This is a genomic window from Paracoccus sp. 22332, from assembly GCF_052045125.1.
Lineage (GTDB): Bacteria > Pseudomonadota > Alphaproteobacteria > Rhodobacterales > Rhodobacteraceae > Paracoccus > Paracoccus haematequi_A.
Genome location: NZ_JBQEOI010000004.1, coordinates 1 through 25504 on the forward strand (window position 1 = coordinate 1; position 25504 = coordinate 25504).

24 protein-coding genes are annotated in these 25504 nt (G+C 67.7%); 7 read left to right on the forward strand and 17 right to left on the reverse strand.

Annotated elements, in window-relative coordinates:
- A partial coding sequence (acs, locus tag ACTJI6_RS05810) for an acetate--CoA ligase (RefSeq protein ID WP_440798663.1) occupies window positions 1-1954 on the reverse strand: 1954 nt, incomplete at its 3' end.
- Window positions 1955-2241: 287 nt separating this feature from the next.
- Between acs and ACTJI6_RS05815 the strand changes: the two genes are divergently transcribed.
- The 4 genes from ACTJI6_RS05815 to ACTJI6_RS05830 all read left to right on the forward strand — a co-directional run bounded on the left by ACTJI6_RS05815 (window position 2242) and on the right by ACTJI6_RS05830 (window position 5523).
- On the forward strand, window positions 2242-3285 hold the full coding sequence (locus ACTJI6_RS05815; protein ID WP_440798665.1) for an AraC family transcriptional regulator: 1044 nt from the start codon (window positions 2242-2244) through the stop codon (window positions 3283-3285).
- A 105-nt stretch (window positions 3286-3390) separates the two neighbouring features.
- Entirely contained in the window at window positions 3391-4581 is a 1191-nt protein-coding gene (locus ACTJI6_RS05820; protein ID WP_440798667.1) for a serine hydrolase domain-containing protein, read from the forward strand.
- A gap of 57 nt (window positions 4582-4638) precedes the next feature.
- Complete coding sequence (locus ACTJI6_RS05825; protein WP_440798669.1) at window positions 4639-4917, forward strand: hypothetical protein; 279 nt, start codon at window positions 4639-4641, stop codon at window positions 4915-4917.
- Between the two features lie 15 nt (window positions 4918-4932).
- The gene (locus ACTJI6_RS05830) at window positions 4933-5523 is read left to right on the forward strand and encodes a helix-turn-helix domain-containing protein (RefSeq protein ID WP_440798671.1); all 591 of its coding nucleotides are present in this window, start codon (window positions 4933-4935) and stop codon (window positions 5521-5523) included.
- Window positions 5524-5561: 38 nt separating this feature from the next.
- Here ACTJI6_RS05830 and ACTJI6_RS05835 read toward each other — a convergent pair whose 3' ends face one another.
- The 11 genes from ACTJI6_RS05835 to pxpA form a co-directional block, all read right to left on the reverse strand.
- Complete coding sequence (locus tag ACTJI6_RS05835) at window positions 5562-7211, reverse strand: flavin-containing monooxygenase (RefSeq protein ID WP_440798673.1); 1650 nt, start codon at window positions 7209-7211, stop codon at window positions 5562-5564.
- Window positions 7212-7412: 201 nt separating this feature from the next.
- A complete protein-coding gene (locus tag ACTJI6_RS05840; RefSeq protein ID WP_440798675.1) occupies window positions 7413-8762 on the reverse strand; it encodes an acetyl-CoA carboxylase biotin carboxylase subunit in 1350 nt (449 codons plus the stop codon).
- 6 nt (window positions 8763-8768) lie between these two features.
- Window positions 8769-9002, reverse strand: a complete 234-nt coding sequence (locus tag ACTJI6_RS05845) for an acetyl-CoA carboxylase (RefSeq protein WP_440798677.1) — start codon at window positions 9000-9002, stop codon at window positions 8769-8771.
- A 34-nt stretch (window positions 9003-9036) separates the two neighbouring features.
- On the reverse strand, window positions 9037-10011 hold the full coding sequence (locus tag ACTJI6_RS05850) for a biotin-dependent carboxyltransferase family protein (RefSeq protein ID WP_440798679.1): 975 nt from the start codon (window positions 10009-10011) through the stop codon (window positions 9037-9039).
- Complete coding sequence (locus ACTJI6_RS05855) at window positions 10008-10877, reverse strand: 5-oxoprolinase subunit B family protein (RefSeq protein WP_440798681.1); 870 nt, start codon at window positions 10875-10877, stop codon at window positions 10008-10010. The genes ACTJI6_RS05850 and ACTJI6_RS05855 overlap by 4 nt, the downstream gene beginning before the upstream one ends.
- Complete coding sequence (locus ACTJI6_RS05860; RefSeq protein WP_440798683.1) at window positions 10874-12268, reverse strand: aspartate aminotransferase family protein; 1395 nt, start codon at window positions 12266-12268, stop codon at window positions 10874-10876. Before ACTJI6_RS05860 ends, ACTJI6_RS05855 begins: the two co-directional genes overlap by 4 nt.
- Before the next feature lie 8 nt (window positions 12269-12276).
- Window positions 12277-13713 (reverse strand): NAD-dependent succinate-semialdehyde dehydrogenase, encoded by a 1437-nt coding sequence (locus ACTJI6_RS05865; RefSeq protein WP_440798685.1) that lies wholly within the window; start codon window positions 13711-13713, stop codon window positions 12277-12279.
- Window positions 13714-13774: 61 nt separating this feature from the next.
- Window positions 13775-14800, reverse strand: a complete 1026-nt coding sequence (locus ACTJI6_RS05870; RefSeq protein ID WP_126155378.1) for an ABC transporter permease — start codon at window positions 14798-14800, stop codon at window positions 13775-13777.
- Window positions 14797-16332, reverse strand: coding sequence for a sugar ABC transporter ATP-binding protein (locus ACTJI6_RS05875; protein WP_440798686.1), 1536 nt, complete (start codon window positions 16330-16332; stop codon window positions 14797-14799). Before ACTJI6_RS05875 ends, ACTJI6_RS05870 begins: the two co-directional genes overlap by 4 nt.
- Entirely contained in the window at window positions 16329-17402 is a 1074-nt protein-coding gene (gene torT, locus ACTJI6_RS05880; RefSeq protein ID WP_440798688.1) for a TMAO reductase system periplasmic protein TorT, read from the reverse strand. Before torT ends, ACTJI6_RS05875 begins: the two co-directional genes overlap by 4 nt.
- A 78-nt stretch (window positions 17403-17480) precedes the next feature.
- Entirely contained in the window at window positions 17481-18200 is a 720-nt protein-coding gene (pxpA, locus tag ACTJI6_RS05885) for a 5-oxoprolinase subunit PxpA (RefSeq protein WP_126155381.1), read from the reverse strand.
- A gap of 121 nt (window positions 18201-18321) precedes the next feature.
- On the opposite strand from pxpA, the gene ACTJI6_RS05890 reads away from it, so the two are divergent.
- Complete coding sequence (locus ACTJI6_RS05890) at window positions 18322-18996, forward strand: GntR family transcriptional regulator (protein WP_440798690.1); 675 nt, start codon at window positions 18322-18324, stop codon at window positions 18994-18996.
- Between the two features lie 158 nt (window positions 18997-19154).
- Window positions 19155-19853: a VIT1/CCC1 transporter family protein gene (locus tag ACTJI6_RS05895; protein WP_028719806.1), complete on the forward strand. Its 699-nt coding sequence runs from the start codon at window positions 19155-19157 to the stop codon at window positions 19851-19853.
- Window positions 19854-19868: 15 nt separating this feature from the next.
- On the opposite strand, the gene ACTJI6_RS05900 is transcribed toward ACTJI6_RS05895, so the two are convergent.
- From ACTJI6_RS05900 to ACTJI6_RS05915, 4 genes are all read right to left on the reverse strand, one after another.
- Complete coding sequence (locus ACTJI6_RS05900) at window positions 19869-20426, reverse strand: cytochrome b/b6 domain-containing protein (RefSeq protein WP_440798693.1); 558 nt, start codon at window positions 20424-20426, stop codon at window positions 19869-19871.
- The gene (locus ACTJI6_RS05905) at window positions 20419-20676 is read right to left on the reverse strand and encodes a PepSY domain-containing protein (protein ID WP_440798695.1); all 258 of its coding nucleotides are present in this window, start codon (window positions 20674-20676) and stop codon (window positions 20419-20421) included. Before ACTJI6_RS05905 ends, ACTJI6_RS05900 begins: the two co-directional genes overlap by 8 nt.
- 69 nt (window positions 20677-20745) lie before the next feature.
- Complete coding sequence (locus tag ACTJI6_RS05910) at window positions 20746-22065, reverse strand: sensor histidine kinase (protein ID WP_440798697.1); 1320 nt, start codon at window positions 22063-22065, stop codon at window positions 20746-20748.
- Entirely contained in the window at window positions 22065-22724 is a 660-nt protein-coding gene (locus tag ACTJI6_RS05915; protein WP_440798698.1) for a response regulator, read from the reverse strand. Before ACTJI6_RS05915 ends, ACTJI6_RS05910 begins: the two co-directional genes overlap by 1 nt.
- 151 nt (window positions 22725-22875) lie before the next feature.
- Here ACTJI6_RS05915 and ACTJI6_RS05920 point away from each other — a divergent pair, with 151 nt between their 5' ends.
- On the forward strand, window positions 22876-23499 hold the full coding sequence (locus ACTJI6_RS05920) for a methyltransferase family protein (RefSeq protein ID WP_423208039.1): 624 nt from the start codon (window positions 22876-22878) through the stop codon (window positions 23497-23499).
- Window positions 23500-23509: 10 nt separating this feature from the next.
- Here ACTJI6_RS05920 and ACTJI6_RS05925 read toward each other — a convergent pair whose 3' ends face one another.
- Window positions 23510-25453: a heavy metal translocating P-type ATPase gene (locus ACTJI6_RS05925; RefSeq protein WP_440798701.1), complete on the reverse strand. Its 1944-nt coding sequence runs from the start codon at window positions 25451-25453 to the stop codon at window positions 23510-23512.
- Window positions 25454-25504: the final 51 nt, after the last annotated feature.

Genomic DNA, 25504 nt, shown 5'->3' on the forward strand with positions numbered 1-25504 from the left:
ACCCTTTGTTCATTCTGTTTTTGATGAGGTCGTCGACGACCTCTGGTTCGGCGAGGGTGGAGATGTCGCCGAGGGTGGCGTAGTCGTTTTCGGCGATCTTGCGCAGGATCCGGCGCATGATCTTGCCCGAGCGGGTCTTGGGCATCCCAGGCGCCCATTGGATCAGGTCCGGCTTGGCGATCGGGCCGATCTCGGTGCGGACCCATTTCTCCAGCTCGGCCCGCAGCGCGTCCGAGGGCTCGACCCCGTTCATCAGCGTCACATAGGCATAGATGCCCTGCCCCTTCAGCGGATGCGGATAGCCCACCACGGCGGCCTCGGCGACCTTCTCGTGGGCGACCAGGGCCGATTCGACCTCGGCCGTGCCCATCCGGTGGCCCGACACGTTGATCACGTCGTCCACCCGGCCGGTGATCCAGTAATAGCCATCCTCGTCGCGCCGGCAGCCGTCGCCGGTGAAGTAGTAACCCGGATATTGCTGGAAATAGGCCTCTTCGAACCGCTGGTGGTCGCCCCACAGCGTGCGCATCTGGCCGGGCCAGCTGTCGGCGATGCACAAGACCCCCTCGGCCGGGTTGCCCTCTTGCACGGCGCCGGTCTGGGCGTCCAGCACCGCGGGCCTGATGCCGAAGAAGGGCAGCGTGGCGGAGCCGGGCTTGGTCGGGATGGCGCCGGGCAGCGGCGTGATCAGATGCCCGCCGGTCTCGGTCTGCCACCAGGTGTCGACGATCGGGCAGCGGCCCTTGCCGATGTTGTCGTTGTACCAGTGCCAGGCCTCGGGGTTGATCGGTTCGCCCACGGTGCCCAGGATGCGCAGGGACGACAGGTCGTGGCCCTGGATCGGATCGGTGCCCTTGGCCATCAGCGACCGGATCGCGGTCGGCGCGGTATAGAACTGCGTCACCCGGTGCTTGGCGCAGACCTCCCAGAAGCGGCCGGCGTCGGGATAGGTGGGCACCCCCTCGAACATCACCGTGGTGGCGCCGTTGGCCAGCGGGCCATAGACGATATAGCTGTGGCCCGTCACCCAGCCCACGTCGGCCGTGCACCAGAACACGTCGCCGTCCTTGTAGTCGAAGACGTATTGATGCGTCATCGCCGCATAGACCAGATAGCCGCCGGTCGTGTGCACCACCCCCTTGGGCTTGCCGGTCGACCCCGAGGTGTACAGGATGAACAGCGGATCCTCGGCCCCCATCGGCCGGGGCGGGCAGTCCGGGCTGGCCGCCTCCATCAGCGCCTTCACGTCCACGTCGCGGCCCTGGATCCAGGTGGTCTGGTCGCCGGTATGCTTGACGACCAGGCAGCGCACCCGGTCCGAGCAGTGCAGCAGCGCCGCGTCGGTGTTCGACTTCAGGTTGGTGCGCCGCCCGCCGCGCGGCGCGGTGTCGGCGGTGATGACCAGCTTGGCGCCGCAGTCGTTGATGCGGTTGGCCAGCGCATCCGGGGAAAAGCCCGCGAAGACGATCGAATGGATCGCCCCGATCCGCGCGCAGGCCAGCATCGCATAGGCGGCTTCCGGGATCATCGGCAGATAGATCACCACCCGGTCGCCGCGCATGATGCCCTGGGACAGCAGCACGTTGGCGAAGCGGTTCACCTTTTCCGACAACTGGGCATAGGTGATGTGCTGGGCGGGGGTGGCGGGATCGTCGGGCTCGAAGATGATCGCGGTCTGGTTCGCGCGGGCGGGCAGGTGGCGGTCGATGCAGTTGACCGAGGCGTTCAGCACCCCGTCCTCGAACCACCTGATCGAGACCCGGCCCAGCGTGAAGTCGGTGTTCTTGACGGTGCCGTAGGGCTGGATCCAGTCCAGCCGCAGCCCCTCGCGCCGCCAGAACGATTCGGGGTCCGCGATCGATTCGGCGTAAAGCCGCGCATAATCCCCAGCCCCCACATGCGCATCCCCGAAACCCGCCGGAACAGGATGCTTTTCAATCGCTTCAATCGTCATCAGCTTGCCTCCTCCTCGATGGCGCACCGGATCCCCTGCCGCGATGTGCCGCCTGACCCAGGCTGCAAAACGAATGAAAGGACGGTGTTAATCCATGAACTTAATATCAGTTAACTTGTTATTTTGGAAGAAAAATATTGTGAATTAATTAACGCAAGAAAAGCAGTTTCAGTAAACGATTTACCTTCTGCCCCCTGCCCTTCCCGCGCGCCGACAGCCCCTGGGGATGCGGGATGTGGGACCAAAGGACTGCTGCGTTCGGCCCCCGAAGCTGCCATCATCGGATCATGGCGCTGGGGGGGGAGGACGCCACGATACTTGACGGGGCATTGCTGACCGACATGCAGGGGCGGCCGATCCGGCAGACCGGCCCCACCTCGTCCCGCGACTGGGACGAGGTTCAGGCCTTCTGCCGCAAGGTCTACATGCCCTATCGCGTCCGTCCGGCGGCGCCCCGGCTGCTGCCCGCCGCGACCATGCGCATGGCCCAGGTCGGACGCGTCACGCTGACGCGGTTCGCCTATGGCGTGCCGATCCACCTGGACCGCTTCGACCCCGAGGCCGGGAATATCCTGGTGCTGAACACGCTGACGGGCGCGCTGCGGCACAAGCAGGACGCCGAGCGCACGGCGACCACCCGCGCGGGCGACAGCTTCGTGGTCGATTGTTCGCGCACCGATTACTGGCTGGACGGCGACGGCGACCACCTGCAACTGAACCTGACCATCCCCCATGACGCCATGGCCGAGATCGCGATGCGCTGGCTGGGCTTCGCGCCCGACGACCGGCTGTGGACGCGCAGGCTGGCCTTTGGCGGCAACGGTTCCCGTTGGCAGGCGCTGCTGGCCTATGTGGTGCAGTCGCTGGAGGCCAGCGGCCAGGTCCGGGGGGCGCCCCCAATGGCGCGGCACCTGGAGGAGCTGATCTGCATGGACCTGTTGCAGATCTGGGCCGAGGGCGCCGGGATCAGCCTGCGCGACGGCGCCCGCATGGCAGCCCCCCGCCATGTCCGCGCGGCCGAGGAGATCATGGCCAGCGAGGCGCGCGATCCGCCCAGCATGGCGCAGGTCGCCGACCGGGTCGGCGTCTCGGTCCGCACCCTGTCCGAGGGGTTTCGCCGCTTTCGCGGCATGACGCCGCGCGATTTCCTGCGCGCCCGGCGGCTTGAGGGGCTGCGCGCGGCCTTGCGGGCGGCGGGGCCGGGCGACAGCGTGACCTCGGTCGCCGCCGACTGGGGTTACGTCAACCTGGGCGCCCTGGCGCAGGTCTATCGCGCCCGCTTCGGCGAGACGCCGGGACAGACCCTGGCCGCCGCCCGCGCGCGGGGATGACGCACGTTCCCTGCCGAACGCGAACGCGCCCTGCCGATTCCGAATGGCGCGGGGGACGGACGCGGCGCATCATTTCCGCTGTCGTCTGACCAAGGGAGGAACGTCATGACCGACTTGAAAGCCACTCTGGACCGGGTTCTGGACGGGGTCGTCTCGGGCGATCCGCGCGTGCCGGGCGTGGTCGCCATGGTGACGGATCGCAGCCGCGACATCTATTCCGGCGCGGCGGGCGACCGCGTGCTGGGCAGCGCGCCGATGACCGAGGATACGGTCTTCGCCATCTTCTCGACCACCAAGGCCATCGCCGCGACGGCCGCGCTGCAATGCGTCGAGGAAGGACTGCTGGATCTGGACGCCCCGGCCCGCGACTATGCCCCGGCCATCGGCGCGTTGCAGGTGCTGGACGGCTTCGACGCGGCGGGCGACCCGATCCTGCGCGCGCCGAAATCCGACATCACAACGCGCCAGTTGCTGACCCATACCGCCGGATTCGGCTATGACTTCTTCAACGAGAATTACCGCCGCATGGCCCAGGACCACGGCCAGCTCAGCGTCGTCACCTGCTCGCGCGCCTCGATCCAGACGCCATTGCTGTTCGATCCCGGCACGAAATGGGAATATGGCAGCAATATCGACTGGGTGGGCCAGGTGGTCGAGGGCATCCGGGGCAAGCGCTTGGGCGAGGTTCTGCGCGAGCGCGTCTTCAACCCCTTGGGCATGGTCGATATCGGCTTCACCCGCACCCCGTCGATGCGCGAACGCACCGCCGCGATTCATGCCCGCGGGGCGGATGGCGGCCTGACCGACATGGGCTTCTTCCTGCCCGACGCCCCCGAGATCGACTGCGGTGGCCACGGGCTTTACGCCACCGTGCCGGAATACATGAAGTTCATCCGCATGTGGCTGAACGACGGCGCCGGGCCGCAGGGGCGGGTGCTGAGGCCCGAAACCGTCGCCATGGCGGTGACGAACAAGCTGGAGCCGCATCAGAAGATCGGAATGCTGCCCGGCGTCATTCCCGCCCTGTCCAATGATGCCGAGTTCTTTCCGGGGCTGAGGAAAGGCTGGTCCTACGGCTTCATGACGGTCGAGGAGGACGCCCCCACCGGCCGGCCCGCGGGCGCCCTCGGCTGGGCCGGGCTTGCGAACCTGTTCTACTGGATCGACCGCCGGAACGGCGTCGGCGGCTATTGGGCGACGCAGATTCTGCCCTTCGGCGATCCGGTGTCGTTCACGGGCTATCTGGACTTTGAAAGCGCCGTCTGCCGGGCCATGGCGGGGGCGGCGGCGGCCTGACGCGACACAGCGCGGGCAGGGATCCCCGTCCCCGCCCGCAGCCAACCGGAGGAGACCATGACCACGCTTTGTCCCCCTGAAGACCTGCCCGACTGGGTGCCCGGCCGCGTGCTGCTGGCCAGCGACGGCTTGGGCTGGCGGCATGTGGGCCTGCGGTCCTATCGCTATCGCGGCCAGGACGTGATCGTCCCCGCGATGCGGGATTTCATGCTGGTCAGCTATCAAAGCGGCACCACCCCGATGCGCCGCCGCTTCGACGGCCGCTGGACCCGAGAGCGGATGGCCCCCGGCGCGGCCTCGCTGCTGACGCGGGCGCAGAAGGCGCACTGGACCTAGGCCGAGCCGATCGACGTGACCCATGTCTATCTGTCCGCCGCGCTGATGGCCGAGGTCGCCAGCGAGGTGATGGACTGCCTTGTGACCGAGGTCTGCCTGGCCGACGTGCTACGCACCGACGATCCGGTCCTGACCGCCGCGATGGCCGCGATCAGCCACGAGGCCGCCCAGCAGGCCATGGGCGGTCCGCTTTACGTGGAAACGGTGGCGCGGGGGCTGATCATCCACCTGCTGCGCCGCTATGCCGCGATCATGCAGCGCGGGCCCGCCGCGTCCTCGGGCCTTGGTCCGGCGCAATGCCGGATCATCCGCGACCATATCGACGCCCACCTGGCCGAGCGGCTGGACCTGGCGGGCATGGCGGCGCAGCTGGGCATGACCCCCTGCCTGTTCGCGCGCCAGTTCCGCATCAGCTTCGGCAGCCCGGCCTATGCCTGGGTGACGGCACGGCGGCTGGAACGCGCCCGGCGGATGCTGGCGGAAACCGGCGCCTCGATCAAGCAGATCGCGGCGGAATGCGGCTTTGCCGACCAGGCGCATCTGACCCGGCTGTTCGCCCGCGAACTGGGCGTGACGCCCGCCGCCTATTGCCGCGCGCTGCACTGATCGCCGCAAGGGGCCGCAAGGAACGGCCCCTCTCGGGCTCATGCCATCTGGAAGCCCCGATAGCCGTCATTCGCGGCCTCGTCGCATTTCCGGCGATAGGTGCCGACGCCGCCGGTATAGGACAGCACCCGGCGCGGCTTGCCCGGCACGTTGGCGCCGACATACCAGCTGTTCGTGCGCGAGATCAGGTTCTGGTTCGCGACCTCGTCATGGTGGCGGACCCAGTCCTCCTCGCCCTGGGGCGTGGGTTCGATCACGGATTTTCCGGCCGCGCGCAGATCCCGGATGCAGCGGCTGATCCATTCGGTCTGCTGTTGCAGGCAGGTGGTCATGTTGCACAGGGCCGCCGACGGGGCCAGCGGCGCGCCGGTCATGAACAGGTTCGGAAAGCCCTCTTTCGCCAGGCCGTAGGTGGTGCGGATGTCGCGGCCCCATTCCTGGGCCAGGCTGCGCCCGTCGCGGCCGCGGATGTCGATGCGCGCCAAGGCCCCCGAACCCGCGTCGAAGCCGGTCGCCAGGATGATGATGTCCAGGTCGTGCACCGTGCCGTCGGCCAGCCGGATGCCTTCGGGGACGATCTCTTGAATGGGATTGTCGCGGACGCTGACCGCCGTGACGTTCGGGCGGTGATAGACCTCCAGGTAATTGGTCTCCAGCGGGACACGATGGGTGCCGAAGCCGTAGTCGCCGGACTTCGGCACCAGCAGGTCGATCAGCGCCGGATCCTTCAGCCGGTCGCGCATCTTGCCGCGCACGAATTCAGAGATCTCCTCGCTGACCGCCTCGTCGAAGAACATCTCGGCGAAAGAGGCCAGCCACAGCTTCAGCGACCCGTCGGCATGGGTTTCCTCCAGGATCGCCAGCCGCTGTTCGGGGTTCAGCGCCGCCCATTGGTGCTGGAAGTCGTATTCGAAGCCGGTGAAGGTCTGCGGCAGGTTCGACCTCAGTTCGTCGAAGCGCGCCTTGTAGGCCCTTTCGTCCTCGGGTCCGTATTTCGGGTTCTTCATCGGCAGCACATATTGCGGCGTGCGGATGAAGACCGTCAGTTCGCCCACCCTGTCGGCGATGGTCTGGATGACCTGGATCCCCGTCGCGCCGATGCCGACGACCCCGACCCGCTTGCCCTGCAAGTCCAGCGTCTCGCGCGGCCAGCGGGCGGTGTGGAAGATCGGGCCGCGAAAGCTGGCCTGGCCGGGAAAGCGGTTTTCCAGCGGGGCCGATAACATCCCGGTGCAGCCGATCACGAATTGCGCGTCGAACACGTCGCCCTCTTTCGTGCGCACCATCCACCGGCCGCGCCCCGCATCGTATTCGGCCGAGGCGACGGTGGTCGAGAACAGGATGTCCCGGCGCAGATCTAGCCGGTCGGCGATATAGTGCATCCAGCGCTCGATCTCGGGCTGGGCGGGAAAGCGTTCCGACCAGGTCCAGCCCTTGTACAGCGCCTCGTCGAACAGATACTGATAGATATAGCTTTCGCTGTCGAATTTCGCGCCGGGATAGCGGTTCCAGTACCAGGTTCCGCCGACATCGCCGGCGGTGTCCACCGCCGCGACCGTCAGCCCGTCGCGCCGCAGCTGGTAAAGCTCGTAAAGCCCGGCCACCCCGGCCCCGATGACCAGGGCATCCAGCACCACCGGCTGCCCGCTGCCCCGCTGGCGTTGCGCCCGAACGACTGCCGTTTCCATGGATATTCCTCCCTTGTGGACCTGTCACGGGATCCTCCTTCCCGTGGCGACGGGATCGACCCGAAGCAGGACAAGGGTAGCGGGGGGCGGCTTGGCCGGTCTTGAACGATCCCGACGGCAGGTTTGCACGATGCCGACGGGGTTGCTGGCTTCCTGCCGACCCCCACCCTGGATCCGGCGGGCAGAGGCTGATCGCCCCCCTTACGAGATGGGGTTCGCCTCAAGCCAGTCCTCAAGCCAGCGGGAATGGACATTGCCGCTGCGCACATCGGCGGCGCGCGCCAGCGCGACATGCAGGTCGCGGGTCGTGGCGATCCCGGTGATTTCCAGCCCGTCCAGGGCCTTGGCAAGGGCGCCCAGGGCGGTTTGCCGATCCGCGCCGGTCACGATCAGCTTGCCGATCAGCGAATCGTAAAAGGGCGCGACCGTACAGCCTTCGTAAAGCAGCGTATCGAACCGCACCCCGTCGGGCAGCTTTACCCCGGATACCTTGCCGGGCTGGGGCATGAACTTGCGCGCGGGGTTTTCCGCGTTCAGCCGCACTTCGATCGCGTGACCTCGGGTGCGAATCTCGTCTTGGGTCAGCCACAACGCCTCGCCCCCGGCGATGCGCAGCTGCGCCTGGACCAGATCGATGCCGGTGATTTCTTCGGTGACGGGATGCTCGACCTGGATGCGGGTGTTCATCTCGATGAAGAAGAACTCGCCCGTATCGTCTTCATACAGATATTCCAGCGTGCCCGCCCCACAATAGCCGACGCTTTCCGCCAGAGCGACCGCCGAGGCGCAAAGCCGGGCCCGCACCGCATCGGGCAGCATGACGGCGGGTGCTTCTTCCCAGACCTTCTGGCGCTTGCGTTGCAGCGAACATTCCCGCTCGAACAGATGCAGGCTGCGGGTGCCGTCGCCCAGGATCTGCACCTCGACATGGCGGGCGCGGGGCACATAGCGTTCCAGATAGACCGACCCGTCGCCGAATGCCGCCAGGGCCTCGGCCTGGGCGACGGGCATCTGCGCGGCCAGATCCTCGGCCGAACCGGCTACCCGGATGCCCCGCCCGCCGCCGCCGGCCGCCGCCTTGATCATCAGTGGATAGCCGATTCCGGCGGCGACCGTGATCGCAGAGGCCAGATCCGCGACCGGGCCGTCGGAGCCCGGCACGACAGGCACCCCGGCGGCGATGGCGGTCCGGCGGGCGGCGGCCTTGTCGCCCATGGCGCGGATCGTCTCGGCACGCGGCCCGACGAAGGTCACGCCCATCGTCTCCAGCGCCGTTACGAATTCCTCGTTCTCGGACAGGAACCCATAGCCGGGATGGACCGCATCGGCGCCGCTGGCGAGGATCGCGTCAAGCACGCGCGGGATGTTGAGATAGCTTTCGGACGACCGCGCGGGGCCGATCAGGATCGTCTGGTCCGCCAGCCGCGCGGCCAGGCTGTCCTGGTCGGCTTCAGAGACACCCAGGACGGTGGGAATGCCCAGGCCGCGCGCGGCGCGGATGATCCGCACGGCGATTTCGCCCCGGTTGGCAATGAACAGCTTGGTGATCATCGCGGGTCATTCCGCCTCGGCGACGGGCTGGTCGGCATCCACCGTATCGCCATCGCCAACCAGAAAGCGGGTGATCGTCAGCGGTTCCTCGGTCTCGACCGGGAAGAAGGACTTCATCGCCTCGATCAGGCCGACCGTGGCACCGGCGGCAAGCGGCTGTCCCTCTTCGGCAAATCTGGGTTCCTCGGGCGAAGGGCGGCGGTAGAAGACGCCGGGAAGGGGGGCAAGGATCTGTTTCATGGGTCAATCTTCCTGTTGGATGCGGTTCCGGGTCTCAGGCCCGGACAAGCGCGGCCGGGGTGCAAAGGGCAGTCAGGTCGGCGGCCATCTTCTGCGCGGCCGCGACGCTGACCTGGCGGAAACGCAGGATCTCTCCGGGTTTTGCCTGGGCAAGCTTCCAGAACGCGGCAGAAGGCACGGTATAGGGGTTGATGAAGCCGCCCATCGAGGGGCCGTCGTTCATCAGGATGATCGGAGTCTGGCCGGCGAGGTTGATCGCCCCCATCGGATAGCCGTGGTCGATGATGTTGGCGGGCAGCGAACCGTGTTCCGGCGCCTTGTCATAGGCCTTGGGCGCGAAGCTCCAGTCCGGGCCTTCCAGCCGATAGCCGGTGCGATCCGATTTGGGCGAGAGCTTCCAGTCCGATGACAGAAACCGATCGTGCCCCGCCTGATCGATCCAGTCGTCGTTGGGTCCGGCGCAGACCTCGATCTGCCAGATGCGGTCGGTGGCGAAAGCCGGGCGCGCGGCTTCCGGGACCGTCATTCCGGGCGTGCCCGGCGCATCGGCCACCGGCACGTCCTGCCCGGCCTTCAGCGCATGGCCGTCCAGCCCCCCCACGCCCGCCTTGTGGAAGGTCGCGCGCGAGCCCAGCTTTTCGGGATTGTCGATCCCGCCGGCGACGGCAAGATAGCCGCGGGCCCCGGTGCGGGCGGCGCCCATGACCAGCACCTGCCCCGCCCTGACTGAAAGCGATTGCCAAGGCGCGACAGGCGCGCCGTCCAGCGTGGCCTTCATGTCGGCCCCGGTCAGCGCGATCACCGTGTCGCGGTCGAAGCGCAGGGTCGGCCCCAGGAACTGCGCCTCGATCCCCGCCGCGCCGGGGGCATTGCCGACCAGCACGTTGGCCATCCGAAAGGACCAGCTGTCCATCGGCCCCGAGGGCGGAAAACCCTTGTTCCAATAGCCAAGGCGGCCCGGCCAGTCCTGGATCGAGGTTTCGATACCGGCTTTCAGGACATGGATCATTTCCGGTCTCCCCGCGCAACTTTCTCGACCCAGGCGTTATAGTCGGCGACGCCGAAAGTCTGGTATTCGACCGTGGTGGGCGCATAGCGCCCCTCGGCCACCCGCGCGTCGACCGCGTCGTATTCTTCGCGCGTCACGGGCACGAACCGGATCCGGTCGCCAGGGCGGAACAGGCACAGATCGCCCTCGAAGACCGGGTTTTCGCCGGTCTGGTCCCAGATCGGCACCGGGGTGCGCGCGAAGATCTGATAGCCGCCGGGCGTCGCCACCGGATAGATCGAATTCGCCGCCCCGCCCAAGCCGATCGCGCCCTGCGGCGTGTCGGTGCGCGGCGGGTTGTATTTCGGCGCCGTCAGGCGCGCGCGGGGATCCAGCGGCATCAGGAAGGGCAGGCCCGGCCAGAAGCCAAGCGCGGCCACCCAGTATTCCGACGAGGAATGCAGCCGCACCAGATGCGCGGTATCCTCAAGCCCGTTTTCCTGCACCAGCAGTTCGGGATCGGGCACCTTGTCGGCGATCCGCGCCCGGTAATCCGCCACGCACTCGGCAGTCCAAGGGTCGAGATACAGCGCAGGCAGATAAAACAGCCGGCTTTTCAGCGTGATCTCGTGCGACGGTCCGAGAGAGGCGACAAGCGCCCCGATCTCTCGGCTTGCATCGTCAAAGCCGATCTGGGCAGGTTCGTAATGAACCAGAAGCGAGGCGAAGCAGGGCGCGGTCTCGATCACGCCGCGGATCCCCGCCTCGGCGACCGCCCGCGCAAGTCCCTGGGCCATGAAGTTCAGATCCAGGTTCATCTCATCGCCGAATTCGATCAGCATATAGCGGTCGCCGGCGGGCAGGAATTTCGGGGCGGGATAGATCATGCGGCCTTTTCCTCCGCAAGGCCGCTGGCGGCCACCTCGACGGCGGTGCGCGCGACCACCCGTTCCATGATCGAAACGATCTCGGCCAGATCGGCCTCGGTGGCGATCAGGGGCGGGCACAGGGCCAGCGTATCGCCGATGGCCCGAAAGATCAGCCCTTCCTCGTGCGAGATGCGCGCCGCGATGGCGCCCACCTGGCCCGGCACGGCGAAGGGCCGCTTGCTGGCCTTGTCGGCGACCAGTTCGACCGCGCCCAGCAGACCCATTCCCCGCACCTCGCCCACCAGCGGCAGGTCGGCCAACCGGCGCAACCCAGCCTGGAAGCCGGGTTCAAGGCGCGCGGCGTTGCCGATCAGGTCGCGCTCTTGGATGATGGCCAGGTTCTCGGCCGCCACCGCCGTCGCGACCGGATGGCCCGACCCGGTGAAGCCATGGCCGAAGGTGCCGATCCTGTGGGTGTTGTCGGCCACGGCCTGATAGATCGCGTCCGTGAACATCACCGCGCCCAGCGGCATGTAGCTGGAGGTAATCTGCTTGGAAAGCGTCACGATATCGGGCGTGAAGCCCAGCCGCTGGCTGCCCAGGACTGTTCCAAGCCGCCCGAAGCCGGTGATCACCTCGTCCGACACCAGCAGGATGTCGTATTTCCGGCAGATCGCCTCGACCCCCGGCCAATAGCCCGCCGGAGGGACCATGACCCCGCCCGAAGACATCACGGGTTCGCCGATGAAGGCGGCGATGGTATCGGCGTCTTCGCGCAGGATGGTGTCCTCCAGTTCGGACAGCAGGCGGGCGCAGAACGCCTCTTCGGTCTCGCCCTCGTGCCCGAAGCGATAGAAATGCGGGCAGGTCAGGTGGATGACCGGCACCAGCGGCAGGTCGAAATCGCGATGGTTGTTGGGCAGGCCGGTCAGGCTGCCCGCGCCGATGGTAATGCCGTGATACCCCTTGTGCCGGGCCAGGAACTTCTTCTTCCGCGGCCGGCCGAGCGCGTTGTTCAGATACCAGACCAGCTTGATGACCGTGTCGTTCCCCTCGGATCCCGAATTGGTATAGAACACCCGGCTCAGGTGATCGGGGACCATGCCGACAAGCTTTTCCGACAGCCGGATCGACGGCTCATGCGCCTTGGACGCGAAGATGTGGTAATAGGGCAGCTTTTCCATCTGCCGCATCGCCGCCTCTCGCAGGCGGGGTTCGCTGAACCCTACCGCGACGGACCACAGGCCCGCCAGCCCCTCGATGTATTTCTTGCCGGTGGTGTCATAGACATGGATGCCCTCGCCCCGGTCGATGACCAGCGGACCGGCCTGTTCGAAGGCGCGGGCGTCGGTATAGGGATGCAGGGCGGTCGCCACGTCCGTATGGGCCAGCGAATTGGATAGTGTCATACTTGACCTCATGCGTTCAGGACCGGAGAGATCATGAGATATTTCATCTCCAGATACTCCTCGATGCCGTGATAGGATCCTTCGCGGCCAAGGCCGCTTTCCTTGATGCCGCCGAACGGCGCGACCTCGTTCGAGATCAGCCCCTCGTTCACCCCGACCATCCCGGTTTCCAGCGCCTCGGTGACGCGGAACATGCGGTCGATGTCGCGGGTGAAGATATAGGCGGCAAGTCCGTATTCGGTGGCGTTGGCGGCCCGGATCGCCTCGTCCTCGGTCGAGAATCGGAACAGTGGCGCCACCGGCCCGAAGGTCTCGTCGCGGGCCAGTTCCATCCCCGCATCGGCGCCCGACAGGATCGTGGGCGTGAAGTAGCGCCCGCCAAGGGCATGGCGGCTGCCCCCGGTCACCAGAACCGCGCCCTTGGCCAGGGCGTCCGCGATATGGCGTTCGACCTTGGCCACGGCGGCGTCGTTGATCAGCGGGCCGGTGGTCACGCCGGGTTCGGTGCCGGAGCCGACCTTCAGCGCCTCGACAGCCTCCTTCAGCGCCGCGGAGAAGGCATCATGGATGCCGTCCTGCACGAAGATCCGGTTGGCGCAGACGCAGGTCTGACCGGCATTGCGGAACTTGGAGTTCATGCAGGCCGCGACCGCCGTCTTCAGGTCGGCATCGTCGAAGACGATCAGCGGGGCGTTGCCGCCCAGTTCAAGCGAGACCTTCTTCACCGTCCGCGCCGCCTGTTCCAGCAGCAGCTTGCCGACGCGGGTCGAGCCGGTGAAGCTGATCTTGCGGACCGATTGCGCCTCCATCAGCGCCGCCCCGATCGGGACCGGCATCCCCGTCACGACATTCAGCACACCAGGGGGCAGGCCCGCCATGCGGCCCAGTTCGGCCAGCGCCAGGGCCGAGAACGGCGTGAATTCGGACGGCTTGAGGACGGCGGTGCAGCCTGCCGCCAGCGCGGCTGCGGCCTTGCGATGGAACAGCGCGGACGGGAAATTCCACGGGATGATCAGGCCGCAGACGCCTACCGGCTGTTTTTGCACGATGATGCGCTGCCCGGCCTTCGGGGCCGGGATGGTGTCGCCATAGGTGCGCCGGGCTTCCTCGGCGAACCATTCGACAAAGCTGGCGCCATAGGCGATCTCGCCGCGCGCCTCGGCAAGCGGCTTGCCCTGCTCGCGCGTCAGGATCAGGGCCAGTTCCTCTTGATGCGCCATGATCAGGGCGTGCCAGCGTTTCAGGATCGCCGCGCGCTGCCCGGCCGCCAGCGCGCGCCAGGACGGCAGCGCGGCCTCGGCTGCGGCGATGGCGCGCCGCGTCTCGGCCAGGCCCATGTCGGGCACCTGGCCGATGACCTCGCCCGTCGCGGGGTCGGTCACATCCAGGGTCGCGCCGTCGTCGGCACCGACCCATTCGCCGTTGATGAAGGCAAGCGGTCGCATCAGATCGGCCGCCTGCGCAGTCGGGAGCATATATGTCATTACTTTCGTTTCCGGTGAAAGGTCAGCGCACCGCGCGGGCGGCGCGATAGCGGTCCAGCACGACCGCGCCCACAAGGACCACGCCCAGCGCGATCATCTGATAGTTCGAGCCGATGCGCAGAAGATCCATCCCGTTGGCCAGGACGGTGATGAAGATCACGCCCAGGATGACGCCGGGCACACGCCCTTCGCCGCCCCGCAACGAGCAGCCGCCGATCACAGCCGCCGCGATCGAGTTCAGGGGAAACTCGCCGCCCAGAAGCGGTTCGCCCGACGATACCCGTGCCGTCAGCAGCCAGCCCGAAAAGGCGGTGATCGTGCCGCAGATCACATAGGCGGCCAGCAATTGCCGGTTGACCTGAACCCCGGCCACCACGGCCGATCTGAGATTCGACCCGATCGCATAGAGATAACGTCCCAACCGCATGTGATGCATGGCAAGCCAGACCAGCGCCACTACCGGCAGCGCCATGACCAGCGAGGTCGGCAGGCCCAGGATCCGGCCCGACCCGATCTGATAGACGAAGGTCCGCGGCAGTCCGGGGACTTGCAGCCCCTGCGAGATCACCAGCGTCACTCCCTTGAAGATCGAGGCGGTGGCCAGGGTGACGATGAAGGCGTTGACCTTGAGAACGGCGACCCCGATGCCGTTGATCAGCCCGCAGACAAGGCCCACCGCAAGCGCGGTCCCGAACCCCGCCGCGATCGCCAGCGCGTCGTTTTCGGGAAACAGCGCCATCACGGCGACCATCGCCTTGGCCGATACGACCGATGTCAGCGCGACGACCGCGCCCACGGACAGATCGAACCCGCCCGAAACCAGAACGATCATCTGCCCCAGGGCGATCAGCAGCAGGAACACCATCTGCTGGCTCATGTTGGTCAGGTTCATCGGGCTGAGAAAGCGGTCGTTGCCCAGTTGAAAGACGACAAGGCAGATCGCCAGGATGATCGGCAGGGCGCCGAACCGCATGACGCCGTCCACCAGCGACCCTGCGGCCCCGCGCGAATGGCCCGAATTCATGCGCGAGCTTTTGGCTTCGGTCATTGGGTATTTCCTTGATGGGTTTGGTCGCCGAAGGCATGGGCCACAACGGTTTTTTCGTTGAGCGATGCCTTGGGCAGATCGGCCACCAGGTGGCCCTCATGCATGACATAGGCCCGATGGGCCAGATGGACGAGTTCCTGCAAGTCCGAGGTGATCAGCAGCACCGCCGCGCCTTCGGTCACCAGGCGTTCAAGCTGACGATAGAAGTCCAGCCGGGCGCCGACATCGACCCCGGCTGTCGGCTCGTCGAAGATGAAGACCCTGCGCGCGCGCGACAGGGCGCGGCCCAGCACGACCTTCTGCTGGTTGCCGCCCGACAGCGACCCGACCGCAAGCCCCGGCACGGCCGGCGCGATGCCCAGCCTCTGCATCAACTGCGCCGTCAGATCGCGCAACCGTCCCGCCCGCACGATCCCGACGCGAGTATAGCCGGGATCGGCCAGCACCTCGATCTGCATGTTCTCGGCGATCGAACGGCCAAGCGCCAGCGCCTCGCCGCGCCGGTCCTGGGGCAGATAGACCAGGCCGCGCGACAGAAGCCCGGCGGGCGACGGATCCGCGATCTCTTGTCCGTCCAGGACGATCCGGCCCGATTCTGTCGGCAAAAGCCCGAAGACGGCGCGCGCCACCTCGGCCTTGCCGCATCCCACCAGCCCGCCAAGCCCCACGACCTCGCCCGCGCGGACGCGGATCGACACGCCCTTGACCGGGCCGGCGCGAAGATCCCGCGTTTCCAGCAGGACCGGCCCCGGACGGTGCGGGATCTGGGGATAGAAATGGTCCATCTCGCGCCCGACCATGTCTGCGATCATGCGTTCGTTGGTGACTTCGGACAGGCGGTAATGTCCGGTCTGGCGCCCGTCGCGCAGGATGGTCACGACATCGCCCAACCGGCGGATTTCCTCCATCCGGTGGCTGATATAGAGGATCGCCCAGCCCTCGGCGCGCAGACGGTCCACGATCCGGAACAGCCGTTCGGATTCGTCATGGCTCAGCGCGGCGGTGGGTTCGTCGAGGATCAGGACGCCCGGCACGCCGTCCAAGGCGCGGGCGATTTCCAGCAATTGCTGCTCGGCCCGCGACAAGGTCTCGACACGGGTTTCAGGGTCGAGATGCAGGCCCAGCCGGTCAAGCGCGGCGCGGGTGCGCTTTTGAAGCGCCCCATGGTCAAGCAGCCCGCCGCGCAGCGGCTCGCGCCCCAGCCCGAAATTCTCGGCCACGCTCAGCGCGGGCGCCAGGCTGAAATCCTGGAGCACCGCGTTGATCCCGGCGGCGCGCGCGTCCGAGGGCCTGAGATCGGGCGCGGGCCGGCCGCGCACGAAGCGGTCGCCCCCGTCCAGCCGGTTCACCCCGGTCAGCAGGCTGACCAAGGTGGATTTTCCGGCGCCGTTCTCGCCCAGCAGCATATGGACCTCGCCCCGCCGCAGATCGAGGCTGACATCCTTGAGCGCGGCGAAGCTGCCATAGAACTTGCAGGCGGCGGAAAGCGAAACGACCGCCTCGCTTTCCGCCTGTGGTGCCAAGGCGTTCATTGGCCTTCGGTCAGGCTGAACGTGACGGCAAAGTCCTTCGGCGCGAACATGTCGGTATATTCGAAGCTGTCGATCGTGTCCGAGGTGACCATCTGCGGTTTCGGCCCGGCCCGCTTGGCGGCAAGCGTCTGACCTTCCAGCAGGCGCAGGACCATGTCGACCGCAAGACGCCCCTGGAGGGTCGTGAAATCGGTGGGCGAGGCCTTGGTGTCGCCGGCCTTGATGTTCTCGTAGACGGGCGGAATGATGTCGAACGCCGCCACCTGCACCTTGCCCGCAAGACCCGCGTTGCGCACCGCGACCGCGCCCGCCTCGGCCGCGATGTCCACGCCGACGACCCAGTCGATGTCGTCATAGGTCAGCAGCGCGTTCGAGATGAAATCAAGTTGCACGTTCAGCCCGGTGTCGCCCCGCCGGGTGACAAGCACCTCGACGCTGGACCCGGCGATGGCGTCGTTGAATCCGCGCACCGCGTCGTCGGACCAGCCCGCACCCTGCGGTCCGGGGAAGAAGCCGACTTTCAGCGGCTGGCCGCCCGCCTGTTCAACAAGGTATTTTCCGGTGGTGAAGGCAAGATCGTAGAAGCTGACCAGTGCGTGCCCCGAGACCGAGGGTTCGTTGACGCCGTTCACGAAATCGATGACCGGGATCCCGGCATCGGTCGCCTTCTTGACCAATGCGCCGACGCCATCGGCCGAAATCGCGCCCAGGATGATGCCGTCGAAACCCTGGGCGATGCAGTTGTCCATCTGGCTGAGCTGGGTGGACAGGTTGTTGTAACCCCCGGCTTCGTAAAGCGTCATCGACGCGCCGGTGCGGGCGATCTCGTCGGCGATGCCGTAATTGGCGGCCACCCAATAGCTGTCTTTCAGATGGGGGAAGAGAACGCAGATGTTCCAGGGCTTCGTCAGCTCTTCCTTGGTGATGAGCGGCCAGTCGGCATCCTTCTTGGAGCCGTCCTCCTGGACCAGTTCGACCGGGAACGAACTGCGCTCGGCCAAGGCCAGGCCAGGCGCCGTCGCCAGCGAAAGCCCGGCCAACATCATGAGTTTGGGCGAAAATCTGAACATGGTTTTCCTCTGTTGGAAGCAGTTTCGGCAATCCGGGCGGTTTTTTGTTTTATCTGCCCGGAGGGGGATCGGCCGGGATCAACCGGCCGTATCAATGACCTGCCGCAGCCGTTCGGCCACCGCCCGCGCGTTGGGCGGATCGGAATGGATGCAGATGGTTCCGAATTCGACCCGCAGCGGCGTGCCGTCGGTCGCCTCGACCTCGCCGGTTTTCAGCGCGCGTTCCAGCCGCGCGGCCGCACGGTCCAGGTCGATCGCGGAATGCTTGCGCGGGATGATCAGCGCGCCTTCGGGCGAATAGGTCAGATCGGCGAAGAACTCGCCGATGAAGGGCACGCCGATCTCGGCGGCGGCGGCCTCGTGGCAGGTGCCCGCCATCCCGAAAAGCGGCACACCGAAGGGCGCGACCGCCTTGGCCATCGCCAGGGCGGTCGGCATGTGCCGGGCCGCCATTCCATAGACGATGCCATGCGGCTTGACATGCGAAAGCGCCACCCCTTCGGCCCGCAAGAAGCCGCAAAGCGCCCCGATCTGATAGGTGAAGGCCGCAGTCAGTTCCTCGGGTTGCAGGTGCATCTCGCGGCGGCCGAACCCCTCGCGGTCGGGCAGCGAGGGATGCGCGCCGATCTTCTTGCCCAATCCGACAGCCAGGCGGACGGTGCGCGCCATGGTCAAGGGGTCCGAGGCATGAAAGCCGCAGGCGATATTGGCGCAGTCCACGAAAGGCATGATCCCTTCGTCGTCGCCGAAGCTCCACGGCCCGTAGCTTTCCCCCATGTCGCAATTGAGTGTCGCCATTCCGATGTCCACTGTTATAACAAAATCAAGCTTGGCACAGTCTTTACTCAAGTCAATGATTCGTGTCTACTGTTATAACGATTTTCGTGACGGATGGCCGTCACGCTGAGAGGACCTGGAATTGCAGCAATCGCGCCCAGACGGGGAACCGTCCTATGATGTCGGTCCGATCAATCACCATGTGCTGCACGAACAAATCTATGACGCGCTGAAGCGGCACATGATGATGGGGCGCTTTACCCCCGGCCAGCGCCTGCCACTGCGCAAGCTGGCGCAATCGCTGGGGACCAGCCTGATGCCGGTCCGCGATGCGCTGCAAAGGCTGGAAAGCGTCGGCGTGGTGGTGTCGTCGCCGACACGCACGATGATCGTGCCCGAGCCAACCGCGAAGGAGCAGCGGGATCTGGTACATATCCGCTCGCTGCTGGAAGCGGATGCCGCGGCCAAGGCGGCGCTGAACCGCACCGAGGCCGAACTGGCGCAAATCGCCGGACATTGCGACAGCATCCGAAAATCGGCCGAGACCGACGATCTCGACCTGTTTCTGGAGGCGAACTATAATTTCCACATGGCTATCGCCGTGGCGAGCCGGATCTCGTTCATCACCACGATCCTGGAGCCGTTGTGGCTGAGAATGGGACCGCTGGTACGCAACTACATGCCCAACCACGACCACTTCCTGCGCGCAATCGCCAATCACGAGCGTATCCTGGAAGCGCTTGCGGCGAGAGACCCGGAAAAAGCCGGCAGCGGGATCATTCACGACGTGATCGAGAGCAATCGGTTCGACGCGTAAAGCATTTTCGAAGGCGCCCTTGAAAACAAGGGCCTGTGTCGGAAACTTCGGCGGCCGCGTGCCATCGGAACAGGGTTGATCCTGCGGGATGCTGCGCCGAGGGTAAGGATGGCGTAACCTGACGCTGCTTGAGGCAACTTGGTCGGGGGCAGAGGACAGTGATGCGGGCGATTCATGCGGAAAACCACCGGACCCATCGGATCGGCTGGCTGCGCGCCGCCGTGCTGGGCGCGAATGACGGGGTGGTCTCGACTGCGGCGCTGATTGTGGGCGTCGCCGGGGCGGGGTCGGATCGCGGGACGGTTCTGATCGCCGGGCTGGCGGGGCTGGTCGCGGGGGCAATGTCGATGGCGGCGGGCGAATATGTCTCGGTCAGTTCGCAGGCCGATGCCGAGGCCGCGGATCGCGCCCGCGAGCAGGAGGAGCTTGCGACGATGCCCGAGGCCGAGCTTGCCGAGTTGCGCGACATCTATGTCGAACGCGGCCTGGATGCCGAACTCGCCACCCGCGTGGCCGAACAGCTGATGGCAGGGGACGCGCTGAAGGCCCATCTGCGCGACGAACTGGGGATCACCGAAAGCCTGGCCGCGCGCCCCCTTCAGGCGGCGGCGGTTTCGGCGGCGACCTTTTCGGTCGGGGCCGCCCTGCCGCTGGGCGTCGCGGCGCTGGCGCCGTCGCATGTGGCGCTGTGGGTCTCGGTGGCGACGCTGGCCGTCCTGCTGGTGCTGGGCGGCCTTGGCAGCCATGCAGGCGGCGCGCCCATCCGGCAGGGCGCCATGCGCGTCGCTTTCTGGGGCGCGCTGGCGCTGATCGCGACGCTGGCCGTCGGCATGGTCTTCGGCGTGGCGGCAGGCTGATCCCCCGCCGGTCCTTCATTCGCCGCCTGGCCCGGCGCCCAGCGGCCGCTTGCGGCCCGTGATCATCGACCGGGTCAGGTTCTCGTGATGGCGCAGGCTTTCCAGGGCCACGCCGCCGACGTGGAAACCGACCAGGACCAGGATCAGCGTGGCCAAGCTTTCGTGGATATCCTCCATCGTCTCGGAGCCGAAAAAGGCGTCGGTCGTCTGCAACCAGCCGGTCAGGGCCGTCGCCGCGATCACCGCCAGCAGCGCCACGATCATCGCGCCGCCCGCCGGATTGTGGCCCAGATAGCGCCGCTCGCGCCCGTGGAGCAGATCGCCCAGATAGCGCAGCACCGCGCGCGGCCCGCGCACGAAATCGGCGAACCGCGCGTGGCGCGGCCCCACGATCCCCCACAGAAGGCGCAGCGCGACCAGCGCCATGACCGCATAGCCGATGCGTTCGTGCAGCCATTTCCATTCGTCGGCCGTGATCCAGGCCGCCGCGATCAGCGCGGCCTGGGACCAGTGATACAGGCGCACGAACGGGTCCCAGACCTTCACCGGAACCGCGTCCGGGGCGTCAGTCATCCGACCCGACCGCCTCGAACGTGGCGGGATCGAAGAAGATCTCGACCCGCTTGCCCGTGTCGTCCTTGCCATAGACCTCGTAGCAGCCGTCCTCGGTCTTGACGTTTGCGATCTGCCAGCCCTTGGCGGTCAGTTCGGCCTTCAACTCGTCCACGGAACGCCATTTTTCCTTGGGAACGTCGCAGCGGTCGGCGGCAAGGGCGGGCAGCGCGGCGCCGGCCATCACAAGGGCAACAAGAAGGGTGCGCACGGGAAACCTCCATCATCAGGGGTGCGATGGGGGCGGTGTGGCAGGCGATCCTTACGCCAGGCTTACTGGTCAGGGCAGATGCAGCCGCGCCTCGAACCCGTCAGCGCGGCCCGGCGCCGGAGAGTGCAGCTCCAGCCGCCCGCCCGCCTGCTGCGCGATCTGCCGGGCGATATGCAGGCCAAGGCCGAAGCCGCCGCTGCGGCGGCTGGCGAACCGATCGGTGATCCGCGCCAGATCCGCCGCCGCGACGGGCGTCCCGCCGTTGCGCACGACTAGCACCCCCGCATCGTCCAGGACGATATCCACCGGCGTTCCCTCGGGCGCGTGTTGCAGGGCGTTGTCGATCAGGTTGCCCACCACGATGGCCAGCGCATCCGCGTCCATCTGCGACGGAACCGGACCCTCCGGCAGCACCACCCGCAGCCGCGATCCGGCGCCATGCGCGTCGCGCAGGACATGCGGCAGCAGCCGCGCGACATCGACCGGCGCCGCCCCCCGGCCGATGCCGGATTCGGCCCGCGCCAGTTGCAGCAGCCGCGTGACCAGCCGCGACATCCGGTCCAGCGCCCGCGCGACGGCGGCCAGCCGGTCGCGCTGCACCTCGTCGGCGGTCTCGTGCTGCATCCGCTGCACCTGCGCCAGCGCGATGGCCACCGGCGTGCGCAATTCATGCGCGGCGTTCGAGGCGAAGGCGCGTTCCCCCTCCAGCGCCTGCGCCAGCCGCGCCATGAAGCCGTTCAGCGTGGCGATGACCGCCGAAAGCTCGGCCGGATGGGCCTCGGCATCCATCGGCGACAACATCTGGCTGTCGCGCCGTTCCACCTCGGCCCGCATACGGTCGAGCGGTCGCAAAGCCTGCGCGGTGATCCAGCGCACCAGCATATAGCCCAGGGGCAGGATCGCCAGCATCGGCAGCAGAAACGCCAGATAGCTGTCGCGCCATGCCTCGGCCCGTTCCGCCAGCGGATCGGCGAATTCCAGCGCGAATCCCGCCGCGTCATATCCGGTCGCATAGACCATATGCGTCGCCGTGCTGGTGTGGCGAAGCGGGGCGATCGGGTCGGGGAACATCGCCGCCACCGCCGCCGGGGCGCTGGCCACCACCCGCCCGCTGCGGTCGATCAGCCGCCACAACAGCGCCTCGTCCAGGTCGACCGCCTGCGCGGGATCGCCCCCGCCGTCCGGCGGCAGCAGCCCCGCCCGCCATGCGTGGCTGAGAACGGGCAGCAGCGTTTCGGCCGAAACCTTCAACTGCTGGTCGTAAAGCTCGTCCTGTTCATGGCGCAGCACCATCGCCATGGTCAGCAGCGCCACCACCCAGACCGCGCCCAGCCCCAGGCTGACCAGCAACGCCAGGCGGCGCGCCAGCGTGGGGCGGCGCGCGGCCATCACACGGACCCCATGCGATAGCCGAAGCCGCGCACCGTTTCGACCGCGCTGCGGCCCAGCTTGGCGCGCAGGCGGCTGACATGCGCCTCGATGGCATTGCTTTCGACCTCGGCGTCGAAGGCGTAAAGCGCCTCCTCAAGCTGGTCGCGGGTCACGATCATGCCGGGGCGGCGGCTGATGCGTTCGATCACCGCCCATTCCTTGCGCGTCAGGTGAACGGGGGCATCGTCCAGCAGCGCCGCCTGCCGTTCGGGCAGCAGAGCCAGCCGGCCAAAGCGCCGCTCGGGCTCGGCCCGGCCGTCGATGCGGCGGCGGATGGCGGCGATCCGGGCCAGCATCTCGTCCAGGTCATAGGGCTTGACCAGGTAATCGTCGGCGCCCGCGTCCAGCCCCTCGATCCGTTCGGTGATCCGGTCGCGCGCGGTGCCGATCAGCACCGGCACCCGGACCCCGCGCCGCCGCAGCCCCCGCAGGAAGGCGATGCCATCGCCGTCGGGCAGGTGCAGGTCCAGCAGCAGCAGATCGTAATCCACCCCCGCCAGCGCATCGGCGGCGGTGGCCAGATCACCCGCCAGATCGACGGCATGGCCCTGCGCCGCCAGATGATCGGCCAGCGCCGATGCCAGATCGCCTTCGTCCTCGACCACCAGCAGCCGCATGGCACGCCCTTTCCCGACCTGCCCGTCAGCCAACCGTAAGGTCCGCGCGCGACAGGGCAGCACCGAAACTAGCGGAACGGACCATGCGCGAACAGATCCCGGCACCCGTGCCCGCGCAGGCGCATCCCGGCCCGCAACCACAGGTTCTGACATGATGTCCAAACCGGCCCTTGCCGTTCGTCCCGCCAACCAGCGGCTGCGCATCGCCACCTTGCGCCTTTTCTTCGCCGCGGCCCTGATCCCGATCCTGTGGGGCGTTCCCGTCTGGCAGGCCGTTCCGGTCCGGGCGCTGATGCGCACGGCGGGCAGCCTGTGCATCGTCGCGGCCGTGCTGGGGCGGTTCTGGGCGATCCTCTATATCGGCGGGCGCAAGAATGCGCAGGTGATGCAGGACGGTCCCTATTCCATCTGCCGCCACCCGCTGTATTTCTTTTCCACCATCGGCGCCACGGGGTTCGGCCTGCTGCTGGGCAGCCTGCTGGGGGCCGCGCTGTTCGGGCTGGGCGCCTTTACGATCCTGTCCGCCACCGCCCGGCGCGAGGAGGACTATCTTCGTGCCACGTTCGGACCTGCCTATCGCGATTATGCCGGCCGCGTGCCGCGCATCCTGCCCCGGCCGTCGCTGTTCCGGGCGGGACCGGGGATGATGCTGAACCTGAACGCCCTGCGCACGAACCTGGCCGACGCCCTGGTCTTTGTCGCGGCCTTCCCCGTGGCCGAGGCGATCGGCGCCCTTCACGACGCGGGGCTGGCGCGCGGGTTCTGGATCTTCTGACACCTGCAACTCAGGCACGGGCGGGCTTCGGCTGCGCCGCCCCGGACTGCCGCGCCGACTGCCTTTGGCCCCGGTCGCTGCGGATCGGATCGGCCAGCAGGCGCAGCCCGTTCAGCACCACCAGCACCGTGCCCCCTTCGTGCCCGATCACGGCCAGCGGCAGGGGCAGGGAAAGGAACAGGCTGGAGGCGACCAGCAGCGCCATCATGCCCATGGCGAAGATCAGGTTCTGCCGGATCACCCGCCGCGTCCGGCGCGCCAGCCGGTGCGCCGCCGCCAGCCTGCCCATGTCGTCCGACAGCAGCGCCACATCCGCCGCTTGCAGCGCGACCTCGCTGCCCGCCGCGCCCATGGCGATGCCGACATCGGCCCGCGCCAGGGCGGCGGCGTCGTTCACCCCGTCGCCCACAAAGGCCACCTTGCCGCGCCCGGCCAGTTCGCCCACCAGCCGGACCTTGTCCTGGGGCAGCAGGTCGGCCATCACCTCGTCGGGCGCAAAGCCCAGTTCGGCCCCGATGCGAAGCCCGACGGCGCGCCGGTCGCCGGTCATGATCCTGATCGTGCCGACCCCCTCGCCGCGCAGCGCCGCCAGCCCCGCGGCCGAGCTTTCGCGCGGGCGGTCGGCCACGGTGACGGCGCCCAGCAGGCGGTCGCCCCGGCCAAGCCATGTGACCGTCTGCGCCGTGTCGCGCAGCGCGGCGAACTCCGGCCCGTCGACCTGGGCCCCCATCCGCGCCGCCAGCCGGCGGTTTCCGGCCCAGACTGTGACGCCCGCATCCGTGCCGGTGATCCCTTCGCTGGGGATCGCCTGCACGTCATGGACGGGCGCGGGGGCGATGCCGCGTTCGGCCGCGTGGCGGCGGATCGCCTCGGCGATGGGATGTTCGGACTGCGCCTCGATCCCGGACAGCAGAGCCAGGAACGCCGCCTCGTCCCCAAGGGCGATCAGCCCCGTCACCTCGGCCTTGCCGGTGGTCAGGGTGCCGGTCTTGTCGAAGGCGAAGCTGTGGACCTCGGCCAGCGTCTCCAGCGCGGCGCCGCCCTTGAACAGCACGCCGCCCCGCGCCGCCGCCGCCAGCGCCGACAGGATCGCGGCGGGGACCGAGATCACGATGGCGCAGGGGCTGGCCGCGACCAGCAGCGTGGCCGCGCGGTACAGCGCGTCGTCCCACGACCAGCCCAGGGCCAGCAGGACGCAAAGCGCCAGGCCCGATCCCGCCAGCACCGCCACGGTATAGCGCTGCCCGAACCATTCGCTGAAGCGTTCCGAAGGCGCGCGGGCGGCCTGCGCCTCGGTCACCAGCGCGATCATCCGCGCCACCGTGCTGTCGGCCACGGCCCGCGTGACCTGTACCCGAAGCACGGCGTTCAGGTTCACCGTCGCCTCGAACACCTTGGCGCCGGGGGCCTTGTGGACGGGCATGGATTCGCCGGTGATGGTCGCTTCGTCCAGCGCGCCGTCGCCGTCCAGGATCACCCCGTCCACCGGCACGCGGGCGCCGGGGCGCAACACCACCACATCGCCGGGCATCAGGTCGGCCACCGGCACCTCGCTGACCCTGCCGTCCGGCGCCTGCCGCAGCGCCGTATCGGGGCGCAGCGCCATCAACGCCTCGACCGCGCGGCGGGCGCGGCCCATGGCGCGATGCTCCAGCGTGGTCGAGATGCTGAACAGCGTCAGCAGCACCGCGCCTTCCAGCGGCGCGCCGACGCCCGCCGCCGCCAGGGCCGCGACCACCATCAGCAGGTCGATGTCCAGCACCCGGTCCCGCCACAGCACCGACAGCGCCCGCAGCCCCGTCGGCACCCCGCCCGCCAGATAGACCAGCAAAAGCCCCGCAGGCCCCCAGAGGCCGGGAACGACAAAGGCGCCGAAAGCGGCAAGCCCCATGCCGAATACGGTGGCAAGGGTCAACGCCATCATCAGGCGGTCGGAAGAAAGATCGAAGGTCATGTCCTGTCCTGGCTGTGCCGCAGGGTGCGGCAGTGGCTGGGCCGAAATCCA

What these genes read in the sequence shown, in the direction of transcription:
- ACTJI6_RS05815 (WP_440798665.1), top strand. Translation starts at nt 2,242, where the DNA reads ATGGCGCTGGGGGGGGAGGACGCCACGATACTTGACGGGGCATTGCTG.
- ACTJI6_RS05820 (WP_440798667.1), top strand. Translation starts at nt 3,391, where the DNA reads ATGACCGACTTGAAAGCCACTCTGGACCGGGTTCTGGACGGGGTCGTC.
- ACTJI6_RS05825 (WP_440798669.1), top strand. Translation starts at nt 4,639, where the DNA reads ATGACCACGCTTTGTCCCCCTGAAGACCTGCCCGACTGGGTGCCCGGC.
- ACTJI6_RS05835 (WP_440798673.1), bottom strand. Translation starts at nt 7,211, where the DNA reads ATGGAAACGGCAGTCGTTCGGGCGCAACGCCAGCGGGGCAGCGGGCAG.
- ACTJI6_RS05840 (WP_440798675.1), bottom strand. Translation starts at nt 8,762, where the DNA reads ATGATCACCAAGCTGTTCATTGCCAACCGGGGCGAAATCGCCGTGCGG.
- ACTJI6_RS05845 (WP_440798677.1), bottom strand. Translation starts at nt 9,002, where the DNA reads ATGAAACAGATCCTTGCCCCCCTTCCCGGCGTCTTCTACCGCCGCCCT.
- ACTJI6_RS05850 (WP_440798679.1), bottom strand. Translation starts at nt 10,011, where the DNA reads ATGATCCATGTCCTGAAAGCCGGTATCGAAACCTCGATCCAGGACTGG.
- ACTJI6_RS05855 (WP_440798681.1), bottom strand. Translation starts at nt 10,877, where the DNA reads ATGATCTATCCCGCCCCGAAATTCCTGCCCGCCGGCGACCGCTATATG.
- ACTJI6_RS05860 (WP_440798683.1), bottom strand. Translation starts at nt 12,268, where the DNA reads ATGACACTATCCAATTCGCTGGCCCATACGGACGTGGCGACCGCCCTG.
- ACTJI6_RS05865 (WP_440798685.1), bottom strand. Translation starts at nt 13,713, where the DNA reads ATGCGACCGCTTGCCTTCATCAACGGCGAATGGGTCGGTGCCGACGAC.
- ACTJI6_RS05870 (WP_126155378.1), bottom strand. Translation starts at nt 14,800, where the DNA reads ATGACCGAAGCCAAAAGCTCGCGCATGAATTCGGGCCATTCGCGCGGG.
- ACTJI6_RS05875 (WP_440798686.1), bottom strand. Translation starts at nt 16,332, where the DNA reads ATGAACGCCTTGGCACCACAGGCGGAAAGCGAGGCGGTCGTTTCGCTT.
- torT (WP_440798688.1), bottom strand. Translation starts at nt 17,402, where the DNA reads ATGTTCAGATTTTCGCCCAAACTCATGATGTTGGCCGGGCTTTCGCTG.
- pxpA (WP_126155381.1), bottom strand. Translation starts at nt 18,200, where the DNA reads ATGGCGACACTCAATTGCGACATGGGGGAAAGCTACGGGCCGTGGAGC.
- ACTJI6_RS05900 (WP_440798693.1), bottom strand. Translation starts at nt 20,426, where the DNA reads ATGACTGACGCCCCGGACGCGGTTCCGGTGAAGGTCTGGGACCCGTTC.
- ACTJI6_RS05910 (WP_440798697.1), bottom strand. Translation starts at nt 22,065, where the DNA reads ATGGCCGCGCGCCGCCCCACGCTGGCGCGCCGCCTGGCGTTGCTGGTC.
- ACTJI6_RS05915 (WP_440798698.1), bottom strand. Translation starts at nt 22,724, where the DNA reads ATGCGGCTGCTGGTGGTCGAGGACGAAGGCGATCTGGCATCGGCGCTG.
- ACTJI6_RS05920 (WP_423208039.1), top strand. Translation starts at nt 22,876, where the DNA reads ATGATGTCCAAACCGGCCCTTGCCGTTCGTCCCGCCAACCAGCGGCTG.
- ACTJI6_RS05925 (WP_440798701.1), bottom strand. Translation starts at nt 25,453, where the DNA reads ATGACCTTCGATCTTTCTTCCGACCGCCTGATGATGGCGTTGACCCTT.